The sequence below is a fragment of the Bradyrhizobium stylosanthis genome (assembly GCF_001641335.1).
In the GTDB taxonomy this organism is placed as follows: Bacteria; Pseudomonadota; Alphaproteobacteria; order Rhizobiales; family Xanthobacteraceae; genus Bradyrhizobium; species Bradyrhizobium stylosanthis.
Map to the genome: position 1 here is coordinate 1,152,276 of NZ_LVEM01000001.1, position 15,986 is coordinate 1,168,261.

Sequence of the window (15,986 nt, forward strand, 5' to 3'; positions counted from 1 at the left end):
GCAAAGCGAAGCGTGCCCACCACCTGTTTCCATCATGAAGAGATCGTGGGCACTGCGCTTTGCGCCTTTGCCCACCCTACGGCAGTTGCGATTGCCGCTGGCTAAGCCTACGCCGCCTCCAGATCCAGATCCGCCCACACCGGCACGTGGTCCGACGGCTTCTCCCAGCCGCGCACATAGCTGTCGATGCCGACATTGGCGAGCTTGTCGCTGGCCTGCGGCGACATCAGCAGGTGGTCGATGCGCAGTCCCTGGTTCTTCTGCCAGGCGCCGGCCTGGTAGTCCCAGAAGGTGTAGAGACCCGGCTCGTCGGTCACCGCCCGCAGGGCATCGGTCAGGCCGAGGCCGAGCAGGGCCTGAAAACTCTCCCGCGTCTCCGGCTTGAACAGGGCGTCCTCTGTCCAGGCGGCCGGATTGTGCACGTCGCGGGCATGCGGGATGACGTTGAAGTCGCCTGCGAGGATCAGCGGCTCCTCGGTCTTAAGGCGCTCCTTCGAATACTCAAGAAGCCGCGACATCCATTTGAGCTTGTAGGGATATTTCTCGGTCCCGACCGGATTGCCGTTGGGCAGATAGAGGCAGGCGATGCGCATCACGCCCGTCTTGAGCGTCACCACGCCCTCGAGGAAGCGGGCATGGGTATCCTCGTCGTCGCCGGCGAGCCCAGACTTGGTTTCGTCAAAGCGGAGCTTCGAGAGCAGGGCGACGCCGTTGAACGTCTTCTGCCCGTGCGTGACGACGTTGTAGCCGAGCGCCTCGATCTCCAGCCGCGGGAAGGCATCGTCGACGCATTTGATCTCCTGCAGGCAGACGATGTCCGGCTGGCATTCCTTCAGCCAGGTCAGCAGCAGGTCGATCCGCTGCCGGACCGAGTTCACGTTCCAGGTGGCAACTCTGATGGGCATGTCGGCAAGGCTCCGGGCAGGGGCCTTGGTTAGAACAAAATGCAAACGCGCCCGTCAAGGACGCCGCAAAATCTCCCACAAAATTAACCCGGCTTAAGCCGGCTGCAGGCCATTGATGGGAAAAAGGTTCCGCGGATGGGATGGCCGGTCGAGACTTCACAACGCATTGAACAGCGCGACGGCGTCGTCGGCGCGTTCCTGTACTGGCTCGGCGGCTTCGAGATCGAGGACGGCCTGACCGCCGATCTCAGCGAGCGCCAGATGGGCCGCATCCGCGCCAAGCAGATCGACGCGGTGATCCGGCTGATCCCGGTGACCATGGCCGTCACCATGCTCAACGTTGCGATCGTGCTGATCCTGTTCTGGGGCCGGGGCTGGAACGACTTCCTCGCGATCTGGGGCATGACCCTCGCCGTCACCGCTTCGCTGGCGGTGCGGGCCTGGCGGCGATCGCATCACAACCCGCCGCAGGAGGCCTCGCCCCGTGCCGCCAGGCAGATGATGCGGCAGGCGTTTTTCCTCGCCGCGATCTGGGGCACGCTGCCGCTCGCGCTGTTCAGCCGCATCGAGCCGACCAGCCAGCTCATCCTCGCCTGCCTGATGGTCGGCATGATGTCCGGCGGCGCCTTCACGCTCTCGACCTTCCCGCGCGCCGGCCTCGTCTATCTCGCCACCATGACGGTCGGCTGCGCCGGCGCGCTGCTGCTGTGCGGCTCCGGCCCGTATCTGGTGACCTCGGTGTTCCTGCTGCTGTTCGCGTTCTTCATGGCGCGCAACATCGTCTCGCAGGGCAATCTGTTCCTCGGCAACCTCAAGGCACAGCTCGAGCTCGAGCGGCAGACCGAGATCATCTCGCTGCTGCTGAAAGATTTCCAGGAGAACGCCAGCGACTGGCTGTGGCAGACCGATGCTGACGGGCATCTCACCGACGTGCCGCAGCGCTTTGCCGACGTTGCGCAGCTGCCGCTTCCGCTGCTGAAGGGCTCGCACTTCGCCGACGTGCTCGACATGCTCTGCCCCGAGGACAAGAGCGCGGCCTACAACATCGTCGGCCTGATGGAGCACACCGAGCCGCTGCACGAGATGAACCTCAAGGTCGTCGCCGGCGGCGAGGCGCGGCTGTGGTCGCTGACCGCAAAGCCCGCCTATGATCGCGACGGCCAGTTCCTCGGCTATCGCGGCTTCGGCCGCGACGTCACCGAGCGCTGGCGCGCCGAGAAGGCCGAGGCCGAGAGCCGCGCCAAGTCCGACTTCCTCGCGGTGATGAGCCACGAGATCCGCACGCCCATGAACGGCGTGCTCGGGCTCGCCAGCATGCTGCTCGAGACCAAGCTCGACGCGGAGCAGCGCGAGGCCGTCACCACGATCCGCGAGTCCGGCGACAACCTCCAGCGCATCCTCAATGACATTCTCGACCTCTCCAAGCTCGAGGCCGGCCGTTTCCAGTTCGAGGCGATCGACTTCGCCCCGCAGGCGCTGGCCGAGACGGTTGCGACCGTGGTGCGCGCGAGCGCGAAGAGCAAGGGGATCGCCGTCAGGGTCGAGCTCGATCCGAGCCTGCCGCCGACGCTGCGCGGCGACGTCGCGCGTATCCGGCAGGTGTTGCTCAATCTCGCGTCCAACGCGGTGAAGTTCACCGACGAGGGCGAAGTGACGATCGCTGCCACCTGCCAGGCGCGACGCGACCTGCTGGCGACCGTCGAATGGACGGTGAGCGACAGCGGCATCGGCATCGCGCCCGAGAAGCTCGGCCAGCTCTTCAGCGACTTCGCGCAGGCCGACGCCTCGATCAGCCGCCGCTTCGGCGGCACCGGCCTTGGTCTTGCGATCTCACGGCGCATCATCGAGCAGATGGGCGGCACGATCGGCGTCACCTCGACGCCGGGCGAAGGCTCGACCTTCCGCTTCACGCTGGTGCTGCCCTGGAGCCAGGCGCAGGCCTCCGATGCCGCGGCCGGCCGCGACGAGGCGGAGGAGTTGAAAGCCCGTATCACCGATCTCGACCGACCGCTGAAGGTGCTGGTCGCGGAGGACGACGCCGTCAACCGCATGGTCGTGAGCAAGATGCTGGGGGCCTTCGAAGTCGAATTGCGCGTCGTCACCGACGGTGTCGAGGCTGTCGCGGCGGTCTCGGAAGGCGACTTCGATGTCGTGCTGATGGACGTGCGCATGCCGGATATGGACGGCCTTGCCGCGACCCGCGCGATCCGCGCGGAAGGAGGACGCTTCGACGCCTTGCCGATCATCGCGCTCACCGCCAACGCCTTCCCCGAAGACGTCAGGATCTGCCGCGAGGCCGGGATGTCGGACTTCCTGGCGAAGCCGCTGCGCAAGCCGGCGCTGGTCGCAGCCTTGCTGCGCGCGCTGGACGGTCATTCGGTGTCGGAGGATGTGCCGCTTCAGCCGGAGCTGATGCCGGCGGACGTGGAGTGGACGGATGAGGAAAGGCAGATGACCGGCGCGTAGGCGCTAACCACGTGCCTGAATATGCGTTCCACGCCGGTCGGCCGGACGCTGGCAATTCGGATGCGCGGTGTTACCTTGCTCCACCATGCGCATTGTTGTCCTGCTTCTCATCCTGTTCACGGCCTCCGCCCGCGCCGGCGACGGGCCGCTGATGAGCGCGCACATGATGTTGCCCGTCGTGATCTCCGGCAACAAAGTGTCGCTCGAAAGCTTCGTCATTCGTCCTGATCGTCCCGGCAAATTTCCTCTCGTCGTGATCACTCACGGAATGCCTAGCGGTGGCGAGGAATTTTTCGCTGAACTCCTCGACCGTTCTCCGGTCGGTTACAGCAAGGCGGCCGTCGCCTTCGCGCAGCGCGGATATGCAGTGGCCTCGATCATGCGTCGTGGCTACGGCCGATCCGGGGGAGGGTTCTCCGAGTCTGCGCGGCAGACCTGCGACTATCTTCCGGCCACGCGCGCTGCCAGCGACGATGTCATTGCGGCGGTCGCTTCACTGAGTCATGAGCCCTGGGTCGACGCCGAGCACGTCGTCTTGCTCGGTCATTCCGTTGGGGGGCTCGCGGTGATGGCCGTCGCCGCACAGAACATACCGGGAGTCGTAGGCGCCGTGAATTTTGATGGCGGTCGGCATAGCTTCTCCGCACCCAACCAACCTTGCTCGCCTGATAATCTGGTCGATGCATCGGCCGCATTGGGGCGCACGGCCCGTGTCCCCCTGCTTTGGCTCTATGCCGAGAACGATCAATTCTACGGTCCGGACTTGGCACGGCGCATGTTCGCGGCCTACAGCGCCGGCGGTGCGCCCGCGCAGTTGCATGTGCTGCCGCCGTTCGGACCGAACGGCCACAACACCGTCATGCTCGCGCCGGCGGACACTTGGTTTCCGTCCGTCGAACCCTTCCTCGAAACGCTCGGTCTTCCAACCAAGACCGTCATCGAGGCGCCGCTGTTCGCTGCGCTGCCAATCCCGCCGGGGGCTGTCGCCGCTTGTCGGGAGGCGTTCGCGGACTACCTCGCCAATCCCGATGATGCCAAGGCCTTCGCGGTGAGCACGCGCGGTCATTGCGGGACTGGGTTTGGCCGCACAGTTGTCGAGGCGCGCGAGCCTGCCTTGATGAAATGCAAGATCAATTCGCGCGGCGAAGATTGCAGGCTTTACGCGGTCGGACAGACGCTTGCGGGGGATTGAACCGCAGTCCACGCGACGGCAGCACTCCATCGCGATTCGCCGGAATGATCCGGCCACGCCCAGTCAAAAGGCGGGTCAGACCGAAAAACTGGTCCCGCAGCCGCAGGACGCCGTGGCGTTCGGATTGTTGACGCGGAACGAGGCGCCGATCAGGTCGTCGACGAAATCCACCTGCGAGCCCTCCAGGAACGGCTGCGAGGCGGAATCGACCAGCACCACCGCATTGTCCTGCTCGATCACGAGGTCGTCGTCGGTGCGGTCGCGGTCGATGTCGAACTTGTACTGGAAGCCGGAGCAGCCGCCGCCCTCGACCGAGATGCGCAGCATCGCGCCAGAGCCTTCGCCCTTGAGGATTTCCCCAATCCGGCGTGCGGCCCGGTCACTGATGGTCACGGCAGTCGTCATCGCAAGTCTCCGATAGTCCCGCGGTCATACCCAATTCATTTGGTATCCCGCGCCCGACATAGTTAAGTGCCACCATACGCAGAATCAAATGGATAGGGACTAAATTCGCCGTGTCCGTCGGAATGGCAGCCCCCCGCGCGCCCTATGCCTGCGACCCCGACCGCAGCCGCGGCCGGCTGGTCGCCGAGCCCCCGAGCCGGACCCGCAGCCCGTTCCGGCGGGATTGCGACCGGGTGATCCATTCCACCGCGTTCCGCCGCCTCAAGTACAAGACCCAGGTCTTCGTGTTCCACGAGGGCGACCACTATCGCACCCGGCTGACGCATTCGCTGGAGGTGGCGCAGATCGCCCGCGCGCTGGCCCGGCAGCTTGGCCTCGACGAGGACCTCACGGAAACCCTGGCGCTGGCCCACGATCTCGGCCATCCGCCGTTCGGGCATGCCGGCGAGCGGGCGCTGGACGCCTGCCTGAAAGACTTCGGCGGCTTCGACCACAATGCCCAGACCCTGCGCGTCGTCGGCTCGCTGGAGCACCGCTATCCCGAATTCGACGGGCTCAACCTGACCTGGGAATCTCTGGAGGGCATCGTCAAGCACAACGGCCCGCTGACCGATCGCAGCGGCGCGCCGGTCGGGCGCTACCGCGAGCACGGCATTCCCGTCGGCATCGCCGACTACATCAAGGTCTATGATCTCGAATTGTGGAGCTTCGCCTCGCTCGAAGCCCAGGTCGCCGCGATCGCCGACGACATCGCCTATGACGCCCATGACATCGACGACGGCCTGCGCGCCGGCCTGTTCGATCTCGACGATCTCAGGGCGATGCCGCTGACCGCGGAGATCATCGACGGGATCGCCGCGCACTATCCCGATCTCGAAGACGTCAGGCGCGGCGCTGAGCTCGTGCGCGAGTTGATCTCGCACCTGATCGGCGCGGTGTTTGCCGAGGCGCAGAAGAACCTCGCCGCGACCAGGCCGCAATCGGCCCAGGACGTGCGGCAGCTCGGCCGGGCGCAGGTCGCGTTCCCCACCGAGGTTGCCGCGGAGGAGGCTGCCATCAAGCGCTTCCTGTACCAGCACATGTACCGCCACAAGCGGGTGATGCGGGTAATGGGGGAGGCCGAGCAGATCCTGTTCGACCTGTTCGCAAAATACCTGAAATCGCCGGCCGAGCTGCCGCCGGAATGGCTGGTCGGGGCGCAGGCCGATGACGAGGGCGACCGGGCCCGGCGGATCGGCAATTTCATTGCCGGAATGACCGACCGTTTCGCCCTGACCGAGCACCAGCGGCTCTTTGACTCGACCCCGGATTTGCGTTAGGCGGCGCCCATGCCCCAGACATCCTCATCCCTGCATCTGTTCGCCGATGTGCTCGCACGCGTGCACGCCGCCTGCCGCGCGCTCGCGGCGGACGCCAGCTGGCCCGAGGGCATCGATTTCTCGCGCGTGGTGGTCGAGCCCCCGCGCGATGCCACCCATGGCGACATGGCGACCAACGCCGCCATGGTGCTTGCGAAAGAGGCAAAGGCAAAGCCGCGCGACCTCGCCGAGCAGATCGCCGAGCGGCTCCGCGCCGACGCGCTGATCGCCAAGGTCGATGTCGCCGGTCCCGGCTTCATCAATCTGACGCTGAAGCCGGCCGCCTGGGCGGAAGCGTTGCGCACCGTGCTGCGCGAGGCCGCCGATTACGGTCGCGTCCGCGGCGGTGCCAAGGTCAATGTCGAATACGTCTCGGCCAACCCGACCGGGCCGATGCATGTCGGCCATTGCCGCGGCGCCGTGTTCGGCGACGCGCTGGCGAGCCTGCTCCAGTTCGGCGGCCACGACGTCACCCGCGAATACTACATCAACGATGCCGGCGCGCAGGTCGACGTGCTCGCGCGCTCCGCGTTCCTCAGATATCGCGAGGCGCTCGGCGAGGACATCGGCGCCATTCCGGAAGGCCTCTATCCCGGCGACTACCTCAAGCCGGTCGGGCAGGCGCTGGCGAAGGAGCACGGCGACAAGCTGCGCGCAATGAGCGAGGCCGAGTGGCTGCCGACCGTGCGCGCCAAGGCGATCGCGATGATGATGGACGAGATCAAGGACGATCTCGCTGCCCTCAACATCCGCCACGACGTGTTCTTCTCGGAGCGGTCGCTGATCGAGACCGGCAACAACAAGGTTGCCGAGACCATCGATTTCCTGAAGGCCAAGGGCGACATCTACGAGGGCCGCCTGCCGCCGCCGAAGGGCGCGCCGGTCGAGGACTGGGAAGACCGCGAGCAGTTGCTGTTCAAGGCGACCGCCTATGGCGACGACGTCGATCGTCCGCTGATCAAGTCGGACAATTCCTACACCTACTTCGCCTCCGACATCGCCTACCACAAGAACAAGTTCGACCGTGGTTTTGCGGAGATGATCGACGTCTGGGGCGCCGACCATGGCGGCTACATCAAGCGCATGCAGGCGGCGGTGAAGGCGACCACGTCCGGCAAGGGATCGCTCGACGTCAAGATCGTCCAGCTCGTCAAGCTGCTGCGCAACGGCGAGCCCGTGAAAATGTCGAAGCGGAGCGGGGACTTCGTCACCTTGCGTGAGGTGGTGGATGAAGTCGGCCAGGACGCCGTCCGCTTCATGATGCTCTATCGCAAGAACGACGCGGTGCTCGACTTCGACCTCGCCAAGGTCATGGAACAGTCGCGCGACAACCCGGTGTTCTACGTCCAGTACGGCCATGCCCGCGGCCACTCGATCTTCCGCAATGCGCGGGCCGAGGTGTTCCCGGAGCTGCCTGAGGACGCCGACAAGCGCATTGCCTGGCTCAGTGAGTCGGCCGTTGAACGGCTGTCGGACCCCGTCGAGCTCGATCTTCTTAAGCGCCTCGCAATTTATCCTCGCATGCTGGAAGCGGCTGCCGCGGCCCATGAGCCGCACCGAATTGCCTTCTATCTCTATGACTTAGCGAGCGAATTTCACGCACTTTGGACGAAAGGGCGGGATTTGCCCTATTTACGCTTCATTATCAATAATGATGCAGATCTTACAAAGGCGCGACTGGCCATGGTCCAGGGCGTCGTCTCTGTCCTGGCATCGGGCCTCGCCATCCTCGGCGTCCATGCTCCGGACGAGATGCGGTAGTTTGGGGCGAACTACTTAATGGGAATTCGGGGGTAACCGGCAGAAGCCGGATCGCTTAGACTTGGTTGAATGCCTTGTGGGTCGGAAGCCGTGCCTTGGTCGAGGGGCGCGCGGCTTTCCCGAAGGGACGCATCATCACGATGGCCGAACGATATCACGACAGACCGTTTCCTTCCGATGACTATGGTCGCGGCGGCGATCAGCATGGAAAGGCGGACAGCGATCCTTTGGCCGAGCTCGCCCGCCTGATCGGACAGACCGATCCGTTCGCCGCGCAGGGCCGGCCCGCCGCGCAGCCGCCGGCCGCACCCGCGCAGAGCTACCAGGACGACGACTACCGTCAGGACGATTATCAGCAGGACTATGCCGAGCCGGCCGCGCCGCCGCCGTCCGGACCGCCGTCATGGATGCGCCGCGCCAACGTGCAGCCGCAGCCGGCACCCGCGCCGGAGCCCGACTATCCCGTTTCGGTCAGTCCGGTTCATCCGTTGCATCGCTACTCCGCCCAGCCGGCCGCGCCTCAGCCTGATGTCCATCAGGCGCAGGCGTATCAGGATCATGCCTATCAAGGGCAGGCCTATCAGGAGCAGGCCTACGCGCCGCAGGATCAGGGCTATCAGCAGCAGGCTTATCAGGAGCCGTATCAGCAGCAAGCCTATCAGGAACCGCACCAGCAGCCCGATCCGTCGCGCTACGATGATGCGCTCTATGGCCGCCTGGAGACGGGCGAGCAGGATTTTCAGCGCGACCCGGCCTATCCGGACGATCCTTACGCGTTCCAGAGCGACTATCCCGAGGCCGATCTCGACGAGCCGAAGAAGCAGCGCGGCGGCATGATGACGGTTGCGGCGATCGTCGCGCTTGCCGTGGTCGGCACCGGCGCAGCGTTCGCTTACAAGACCTATGTCGGCTCGCCCCGCAGCGGTGAGCCGCCGATCATCAAGGCCGACAACACCCCGACCAAGATCGTGCCGGCGCCGTCGGACTCCTCCGCCAAGGTGCCGGATCGCATGGTCACGGGCGATGGCAGCGAGAAGATCGTGCCGCGCGAGGAAGCGCCAGTCGACGTCAACGCCAGGGGAGGTGGTCCCCGCGTGGTGTTCCCGCCGCTGAACCAGAACGCCAATCCGCCCGCAGTGGCGAGCGTGTCGCCGTCCACGGTGCCGCCGCCGAGCGCGGGTCCGGTCCCGAGCAACGGCACGTTGCCGAACAACTCGCCGCGTCCGATCAGGACCGTGGCTGTGAAGGGCGACCAGACCGACAGCGCCACGCCGCAATCGGCCGCCGCCAGGCAGCCGGCAGCAGCGGCGGCGAAGCCTGTTGCAGCTCCGGCTCCTGCGGCCCCGGCCGCGCCGCGCAGTCCGCCGACCTCGGCCAATGCCAGTGCCAACCAGCCGCTCTCGCTCGCGCCGCAATCGGCGCCCGCGTCCGAGCCGCCGCAGCGGATGGCAGCGACCAACCCGACGCAGATCGCGCCCGCGAGCAGTGGCGGCGGCGGCTTCATCGTGCAGGTCTCCTCGCAGCAGAGCGAGGACAGTGCGCACGCCTCCTACCGGGTGCTTCAGAGCAAGTACGGCAGCGTGCTTGGATCGCGCTCGCCGGTGATCAAGCGGGTCGATCTCACCGACAAGGGCAAGGGGATCGTCTACCGCGCGTTCGCCGGTCCCTATGCGTCGGCCGAGGAAGCGACGCAGGCCTGCAACAGCCTGAAGTCCGCCGGCCTGCCGACCTGCTTCATCCAGAGGAATTAACGGCCGTTTCCTTGACCCCCTCGCGGGGCAGGGTTAATCGGCCGTTATGAGCACGCGGGCCTTCATTACCGGCGTTTCCGGAACCGAACTGACCGCCGACGAGCGGGCGTTTATCCGCGCCGAACGCCCATGGGGCTTCATCCTGTTCAAGCGCAATGTCGCGACGCCGGCGCAAGTTGCTGCGCTTGTTGCGGAATTGCGCTCGGCTGCGAATGCTCCGGACGCGCCTGTCCTGATCGACCAGGAGGGTGGACGGGTGCAGCGGCTGGGTCCGCCGCACTGGCCGGTCTATCCGCCGGGCGCCGTTTTCTCGACCTTGTACGACACTGATTCGGCGCTCGGGCTCACCGCGGCGCGTCTCAGCGCCCGCCTGATCGCGGCTGATCTCGCCGATCTCGGCATTACCGTGGACTGCCTGCCGCTGGCCGACGTGCCGGTGCCGGGCGCCGACGCCGTGATCGGGAACCGGGCCTATGGCACCTCGCCGGACAAGGTCGCGGCGATTGCTCGCGCGGTGACGGAGGGGCTCGAGCAGGGCAGCGTGCTGCCGGTGCTCAAGCACATCCCCGGCCATGGCCGCGCCACGGCCGACACCCATTTCAAGCTGCCGACCGTCGACACACCGCAGGACGAGCTGGAACGCACCGACTTCGCCGCATTCAAGCCGCTGGCCGATTTGCCGATGGCCATGACTGCACATGTTGTGTTTAGCGCGGTCGACCCCGCCCATCCGGCGACGACATCTGCGACAATGATTGCTCAGGTGATTCGCGGCGCAATCGGGTTCCAGGGTTTGTTAATGAGTGATGACGTGTCGATGAACGCGCTGGCAGGCAGCATTGCCGAGCGGACCCGCGCCATCTTCGCGGCCGGCTGCGACATGGCCCTGCATTGCAACGGCAACATCGAGGAGATGCGCGAGGTCGCCGGTCAGACACCTGAGCTGTCGGGGAGGGCGCTGGAGCGGGCGAACGCCGCGCTCGCGGCGCGCAAGGCCCCGCAGCCGTTCGACCGCGTCGCTGCGCGCGCCGAACTGGACGCATTGATCGCACGGGCAAACACGGCATCCGCATGACCGCAGAAATCCTATCGTTTGAAACCGGGCGGCCCGCAGAGCTCGCCGAGGGTGAGCCGGCGTTGGTGGTGGACGTCGAGGGGTACGAAGGCCCGCTCGACCTGTTGCTCGCGCTGGCGCGGCAGCAGAAGGTCGATCTCGCCAAGATCTCGATCCTGGCGCTCGCCGACCAGTATCTCCACTTCATCGAAGCCGCGCGAAAGATCCGTCTGGAGCTTGCTGCCGACTATCTCGTCATGGCGGCGTGGCTCGCCTTCCTGAAGTCGCGCCTGCTGCTGCCGGAGCCGCCGAGCGCGGAAGGCCCGAGCGCCGAGCAGATGGCGACCGCGCTCGCCAATCGCCTGCGTCGTCTGGAAGCCATCCGCGAAGCCGCCAACCGGCTGATGAACAGGCAGCAATTGCTGCGCGACATCTTCCCGCGCGGCGAGCCCGAGCAGATCGCCGAGATCAGGCATCCGAAATACACCGCGACGCTGTACGACCTGCTCACCGCCTATGCCTCGCAGCGCCAGTCGCGCGTGCTGGCCAGCGTGCATCTGGCCAAGCGCACGGTGTGGTCGCTTGCCGAAGCGCGCGCGACGCTGGAGCGGCTGGTCGGCAGCATCACCGAGCAGGACGATTGGGGCGTTCTCGACGACTTCCTGGTCCGGCATGTCGCCGATCCGACGCAGCGCGCCACCGTGTTCGCCTCGAGCTTTGCCGCAGCGCTGGAACTGGTCCGCGAAGGGCAACTGGAGCTGAACCAGAAAGAGGCATTTGCGCCCATCTATTTCCGGAAGGGGCGTCCTAAACCGGTTCCGGACGCAGCTCCTGCGCCCGACGCGCCGGTCGCTTAAGTGCAAGAAGGAGAATTTGCCATGGCAAGCCTGGCTGAAGTGCGGGTAGAAGAGGCCGAGCCGATGGAGAACGAAGCCCAGGCACGTCCCGAGGAATTGCGGCTGCTGGAAGCGCTGCTGTTTGCCTCGAATGAACCGCTCGACACCGCGACGCTGGCCAAGCGCATGCCTGACGGCGTCGACGTCAAGGCTGCGCTCGAGCAGCTGCAGGCCGACTACGCCTCGCGTGGTGTCAATCTGGTGCGGGTCGCCAACAAATGGACCTTCCGCACCGCTGGCGATCTCGCCTGGCTGATGACGCGCGAGAGCACCGAGACGCGCCGCCTGTCGCGCGCCGCGATCGAGGTGCTGGCGATCATCGCCTATCACCAGCCGGTGACGCGTGCCGAGATCGAAGAGATCCGCGGCGTCGTCACCTCGAAGGGCACGCTCGACGTGCTCTTGGAGACCGGCTGGATCAAGCCGCGCGGCCGCCGCAAGACGCCGGGCCGCCCGCTGACCTTCGGAACCACCGAGGACTTCCTGTCGCAGTTCACGCTGGAACAGCTCGGCGACTTGCCGGGCCTGGAAGAGCTGAAGGGCACGGGCCTCCTGGATTCGCGCCTGCCGACCGGCTTCAGCGTGCCGACGCCGTCGGACGACCCGGCGCTGCGTGAGGACGAGGATCCGCTGGAACCGGGCGAGGAGCTTGATCTCGCGCTCGCGCCTGCGGTCGAGCCCGAGACCTCGGAAGCGGCTCCGGAAGGCGGCAATGAGGGTAGCGGCGAGGGTGGCCCCGAAGGCGGCACCGAGGACTGATGTACCGTCCGTCCACGGGCCCTGCGACCAGTTACCACTTAGCAAGATTACGTAGTGCCAACAGAGAATTGGCACTGCCTTGGTCCTTGTTTTTGAGACCCGCCAAGCCTAGGTTTCGGTGAAGATCGGCCGGGTCCCCGGCCATGCGTGTTTGGAGGGTTGCAGGATGGGTTCACTCAGCATTTGGCACTGGATCTTGGTGATCGCAGTGGTCCTGCTGCTGTTCGGCCGCGGCAAGATTTCGGACCTGATGGGCGACGTGGCGCAGGGCATCAAGGCGTTCAAGAAGGGCATGCAGGACGACGACAAGGTCGCCGACAAGCCCGCCGAGCCGTCCAAGTCCATCGAGCACAATGCCGCGCCGACCGCGGCACGGACCGACGTCGGCAGCAAGGCCGTCTGAGCCGAAAGAAGCACGCGAGACGCGGGGTGCGACCCGATCCTGCGCACAAGGGATTGGGCCGGCTCCGGCTGGCGTGAACGGAAGACCTCATGTTCGACATCGGGTGGAGTGAACTGGTCCTGATCGGGGTCGTGGCCCTGATCGCCATCGGCCCGAAAGAGCTGCCGGGCGTGCTGCGCATGGTCGGACAGTGGATGGGCAAGGCCCGCAAGATGGCCGCCGAATTCCAGGGCCAGTTCCAGGAAGCGATGCGCGAGGCCGAAATGGCCGACCTCAAGAAGAGCTTCGACGAGGTCAAGGAAGCCGCCACGGGCTTCAATCCGCTGAGCTCGCTGCAGAAGGACGTCAGCGACGCGCTCCGCGTCGATGCGCTGGACAAACCGGCCGAGACGCCGGCGATTTCAAGTGAAACGCCGGCGACTTCAAGCGAAGCGCAGGCGACTTCGAGTGAAGCGCAGGCGACTTCAAGTGAAGCGCCGGTCACTCCCACCACGCCTGAGCCGCCGACGCCCGCGACCTTCGTGGAAGCCGAGGCGCATCCGGCCGTGGACGAGCCGCTCGTCATCACCCGTGAGGTCGAGCAGGCCAAGGTTGCGCAAGACCCTGTCGCTCAGGACACCGCGCCATCCGAAGCGATCAAGGACGCCAAAGCGTCATGACCGACGCCGATATCGAGGCCAGCAAAGCCCCGCTGATGGACCACCTGATCGAGCTGCGCTCGCGGCTGATCAAGGCGCTGCTCGGCTTTGGCATTGCCTTCATCTTCTGCTTCTTCTTCGCCAAGCAGATCTACAACGTGCTGGTCTGGCCGTTCGTGTGGGTCGCGGGACCAGAGAATTCCAAGTTCATCTACACGGCGCTGCTGGAATATTTCATCACCCAGCTCAAGCTTGCGCTGTTCGGCGCGGGCTTCATCTCGTTCCCGATCGTTGCCACGCAGATCTACAAGTTCGTGGCGCCCGGGCTCTACAAGCACGAGAAGCAGGCCTTCCTGCCGTATCTGGTCGCAACCCCGTTCTTCTTCGTGCTTGGCGCGGCGCTGGTCTATTTCGTGGTGCTGCCGATGCTGGTGCGCTTCTCGCTCGGCATGCAGCAGGCCGGCAGCGACGAGACCGCGCAGATCCAGCTCCTGCCCAAGGTCGGCGAATATCTGTCGCTGATGATGTCGCTGATCTTCGCCTTCGGCATCGCCTTCCAGCTTCCGGTGATCCTGACGCTGCTCGGCCGCATCGGCATCGTCACCTCGAAGATGCTGCGTGAGAAGCGCCGCTATTTCATCGTGATCGCCTTCGTGATTGCGGCGGTGCTGACGCCGCCCGATGTGCTCAGCCAGTGCTCGCTCGCGATCCCGTTGCTGGCGCTCTACGAGGGCTCGATCATCGCGGTCGGGATGGTGGAGAAGAAGGCGGCGGCGTCAAAGGCTGCCACCGGCACCGACGTCACGACGCCGGCCAATCCGGCGGAGTAGGGTACTTTCGCTCTATCATGTCGCTGCTGAGCCCATGATTCGTCATGCCCGGGCTTGACCCGGGCATCCACGAATTGATCTAAGGCGGCAGATACGTGGATGGCCGGGATGAACCCGGCCATGACGGGAAGACAGCCATGCACGACATCAAATCGATCCGCGACAATCCGCAAGCCTTCGACGCCGGTCTCGCCCGGCGCGGCCTGAAGCCGTTGTCGGCGTCGCTGCTGGCGATCGACGAGAGGCGGCGCGCGGCGATCCTGGCCTCGGAGCAGGCGCAGGCGCGGCGCAACGCGGCCTCGAAGGAAATCGGCGACGCCAAGAAGGCGAAGGACGACGCGCGCGCCACCAAGCTGATGGCTGAAGTCGCCGAGCTCAAGACCACGATGCCGGAGCTCGAGGCCGCGGCGAAAGCCGCCGACGAGGAATTGACCAAAGAACTGTCCGCGATCCCGAACATTCCGTTTGACGAAGTGCCCGACGGCGTCGACGAGCACGGCAACGTGCAGCACCATGTGTTCGGCAACAAGCGCAGCTACGGCTTCGCGCCGAAGCTTCATGACGATCTCGGCACCGCGCTCGGCTACATGGATTTCGAGGCGGCGGCCAAGCTCTCCGGCGCGCGCTTCGTCGTGCTGAAGAAGGGGCTGGCGCGGCTCGAACGCGCGATCGGCCAGTTCATGCTCGATTTGCACACCACCGAGCACGGCTACACCGAGATCAACCCGCCGCTGCTGGTGCGCAACGAAGTGATGTTCGGCACGGGGCAATTGCCGAAATTCGAAGACGATCAGTTCTGGGCGATCAAGGGCGAGCTGCTCGCCTCGCCGGACCATGAGCGGCTGAAGACCGAACGCCTCGGCCTGATCCCGACAGCCGAAGTGTCGCTCACCAATCTCGCGCGCGACTCCATCCTCGACGAAAAGCAATTGCCGATGCGCCTCACGGCGCTGACGCCGTGCTTCCGCGCCGAGGCGGGCGCCGCGGGCCGCGACACGCGCGGCATGATCCGCCAGCACCAGTTCACCAAGGTCGAGCTGGTCTCGATCACGACGCCCGAGACCAGCAAGGACGAGCTGGAGCGGATGCTGTCCTGCGCCGAGCAAGTGCTGCAGAAGCTCGACCTGCATTACCGCGTGATGACGCTCTGCGCAGGAGACATGGGCTTCTCGTCGCAAAAAACCTATGACATCGAGGTCTGGATGCCCGGGCAGGGCGAGGGCGGCATGTTCCGCGAGATCTCGAGCTGCTCGGTCTGCGGCGACTTCCAGGCGCGCCGCATGGATGCGCGCTCGCGCGGGCCGGACGGCAAGCCGCGCTTCGTGCACACGCTGAACGGCTCCGGTACCGCGGTCGGCCGCGCGCTGATCGCCGTGATGGAGACATATCAGCAGGAGGACGGCTCGATCGCAGTCCCCAGCGTGCTTCAGCCCTATATGGGCGGCCTGAAGGTGATCTCGCGCGACTAAAGCGTTTTCGAGCGAAGTGGGTACCGGTTCGCGTCAAGAAAACGCGTCGCAATAAGCGTCGCGTTGCTCATCTGAAACGCGAGAAACGTTTGGCGAAGA

At 65.6% G+C, this 15,986-nt stretch carries 14 protein-coding genes; 12 read left to right on the forward strand and 2 right to left on the reverse strand.

The genetic code is table 11. From position 1 onward, the window contains the following. Positions 1–107: 107 nt before the first annotated feature. Complete coding sequence (gene xth / locus A7X65_RS05715) at positions 108–905, reverse strand: exodeoxyribonuclease III (protein WP_063683313.1); 798 nt, start codon at positions 903–905, stop codon at positions 108–110. A gap of 135 nt (positions 906–1,040) precedes the next feature. On the opposite strand from xth, the gene A7X65_RS05720 reads away from it, so the two are divergent. Both A7X65_RS05720 and A7X65_RS05725 read left to right on the forward strand, forming a co-directional pair. Next, positions 1,041–3,371, forward strand: coding sequence for an ATP-binding protein (locus A7X65_RS05720; RefSeq protein ID WP_063683314.1), 2,331 nt, complete (start codon positions 1,041–1,043; stop codon positions 3,369–3,371). A gap of 85 nt (positions 3,372–3,456) precedes the next feature. After that, a complete protein-coding gene (locus A7X65_RS05725; protein WP_063683315.1) occupies positions 3,457–4,563 on the forward strand; it encodes a dienelactone hydrolase family protein in 1,107 nt (368 codons plus the stop codon). Positions 4,564–4,638: 75 nt separating this feature from the next. On the opposite strand, the gene erpA is transcribed toward A7X65_RS05725, so the two are convergent. After that, positions 4,639–4,968 carry an iron-sulfur cluster insertion protein ErpA gene (gene erpA / locus A7X65_RS05730; protein WP_063683316.1) on the reverse strand — a complete coding sequence of 110 codons (330 nt, stop codon included), beginning with the start codon at positions 4,966–4,968 and terminating at the stop codon, positions 4,639–4,641. 110 nt (positions 4,969–5,078) lie between these two features. Between erpA and A7X65_RS05735 the strand changes: the two genes are divergently transcribed. From A7X65_RS05735 to serS, 10 genes are all read left to right on the forward strand, one after another. Further along, positions 5,079–6,287 (forward strand): deoxyguanosinetriphosphate triphosphohydrolase, encoded by a 1,209-nt coding sequence (locus tag A7X65_RS05735; RefSeq protein WP_063683317.1) that lies wholly within the window; start codon positions 5,079–5,081, stop codon positions 6,285–6,287. Between the two features lie 9 nt (positions 6,288–6,296). Next, on the forward strand, positions 6,297–8,087 hold the full coding sequence (gene argS / locus A7X65_RS05740; protein WP_063683318.1) for an arginine--tRNA ligase: 1,791 nt from the start codon (positions 6,297–6,299) through the stop codon (positions 8,085–8,087). A 140-nt stretch (positions 8,088–8,227) separates the two neighbouring features. Next, positions 8,228–9,838, forward strand: coding sequence for an SPOR domain-containing protein (locus tag A7X65_RS05745; protein ID WP_063684816.1), 1,611 nt, complete (start codon positions 8,228–8,230; stop codon positions 9,836–9,838). Positions 9,839–9,884: 46 nt separating this feature from the next. Continuing rightward, a complete protein-coding gene (nagZ, locus tag A7X65_RS05750; RefSeq protein ID WP_063683319.1) occupies positions 9,885–10,913 on the forward strand; it encodes a beta-N-acetylhexosaminidase in 1,029 nt (342 codons plus the stop codon). Continuing rightward, the gene (locus A7X65_RS05755) at positions 10,910–11,749 is read left to right on the forward strand and encodes a segregation and condensation protein A (RefSeq protein WP_063683320.1); all 840 of its coding nucleotides are present in this window, start codon (positions 10,910–10,912) and stop codon (positions 11,747–11,749) included. The genes nagZ and A7X65_RS05755 overlap by 4 nt, the downstream gene beginning before the upstream one ends. Before the next feature lie 21 nt (positions 11,750–11,770). Beyond that, on the forward strand, positions 11,771–12,547 hold the full coding sequence (gene scpB, locus A7X65_RS05760; protein ID WP_063683321.1) for an SMC-Scp complex subunit ScpB: 777 nt from the start codon (positions 11,771–11,773) through the stop codon (positions 12,545–12,547). A 166-nt stretch (positions 12,548–12,713) separates the two neighbouring features. After that, complete coding sequence (locus A7X65_RS05765) at positions 12,714–12,950, forward strand: twin-arginine translocase TatA/TatE family subunit (protein ID WP_008134998.1); 237 nt, start codon at positions 12,714–12,716, stop codon at positions 12,948–12,950. 89 nt (positions 12,951–13,039) lie between these two features. Then, a complete protein-coding gene (gene tatB, locus A7X65_RS05770; protein ID WP_063683322.1) occupies positions 13,040–13,609 on the forward strand; it encodes a Sec-independent protein translocase protein TatB in 570 nt (189 codons plus the stop codon). Continuing rightward, positions 13,606–14,418: a twin-arginine translocase subunit TatC gene (tatC, locus tag A7X65_RS05775; protein WP_063683323.1), complete on the forward strand. Its 813-nt coding sequence runs from the start codon at positions 13,606–13,608 to the stop codon at positions 14,416–14,418. Before tatB ends, tatC begins: the two co-directional genes overlap by 4 nt. Before the next feature lie 137 nt (positions 14,419–14,555). Beyond that, positions 14,556–15,887, forward strand: coding sequence for a serine--tRNA ligase (serS, locus tag A7X65_RS05780; protein WP_063683324.1), 1,332 nt, complete (start codon positions 14,556–14,558; stop codon positions 15,885–15,887). Positions 15,888–15,986: the final 99 nt, after the last annotated feature.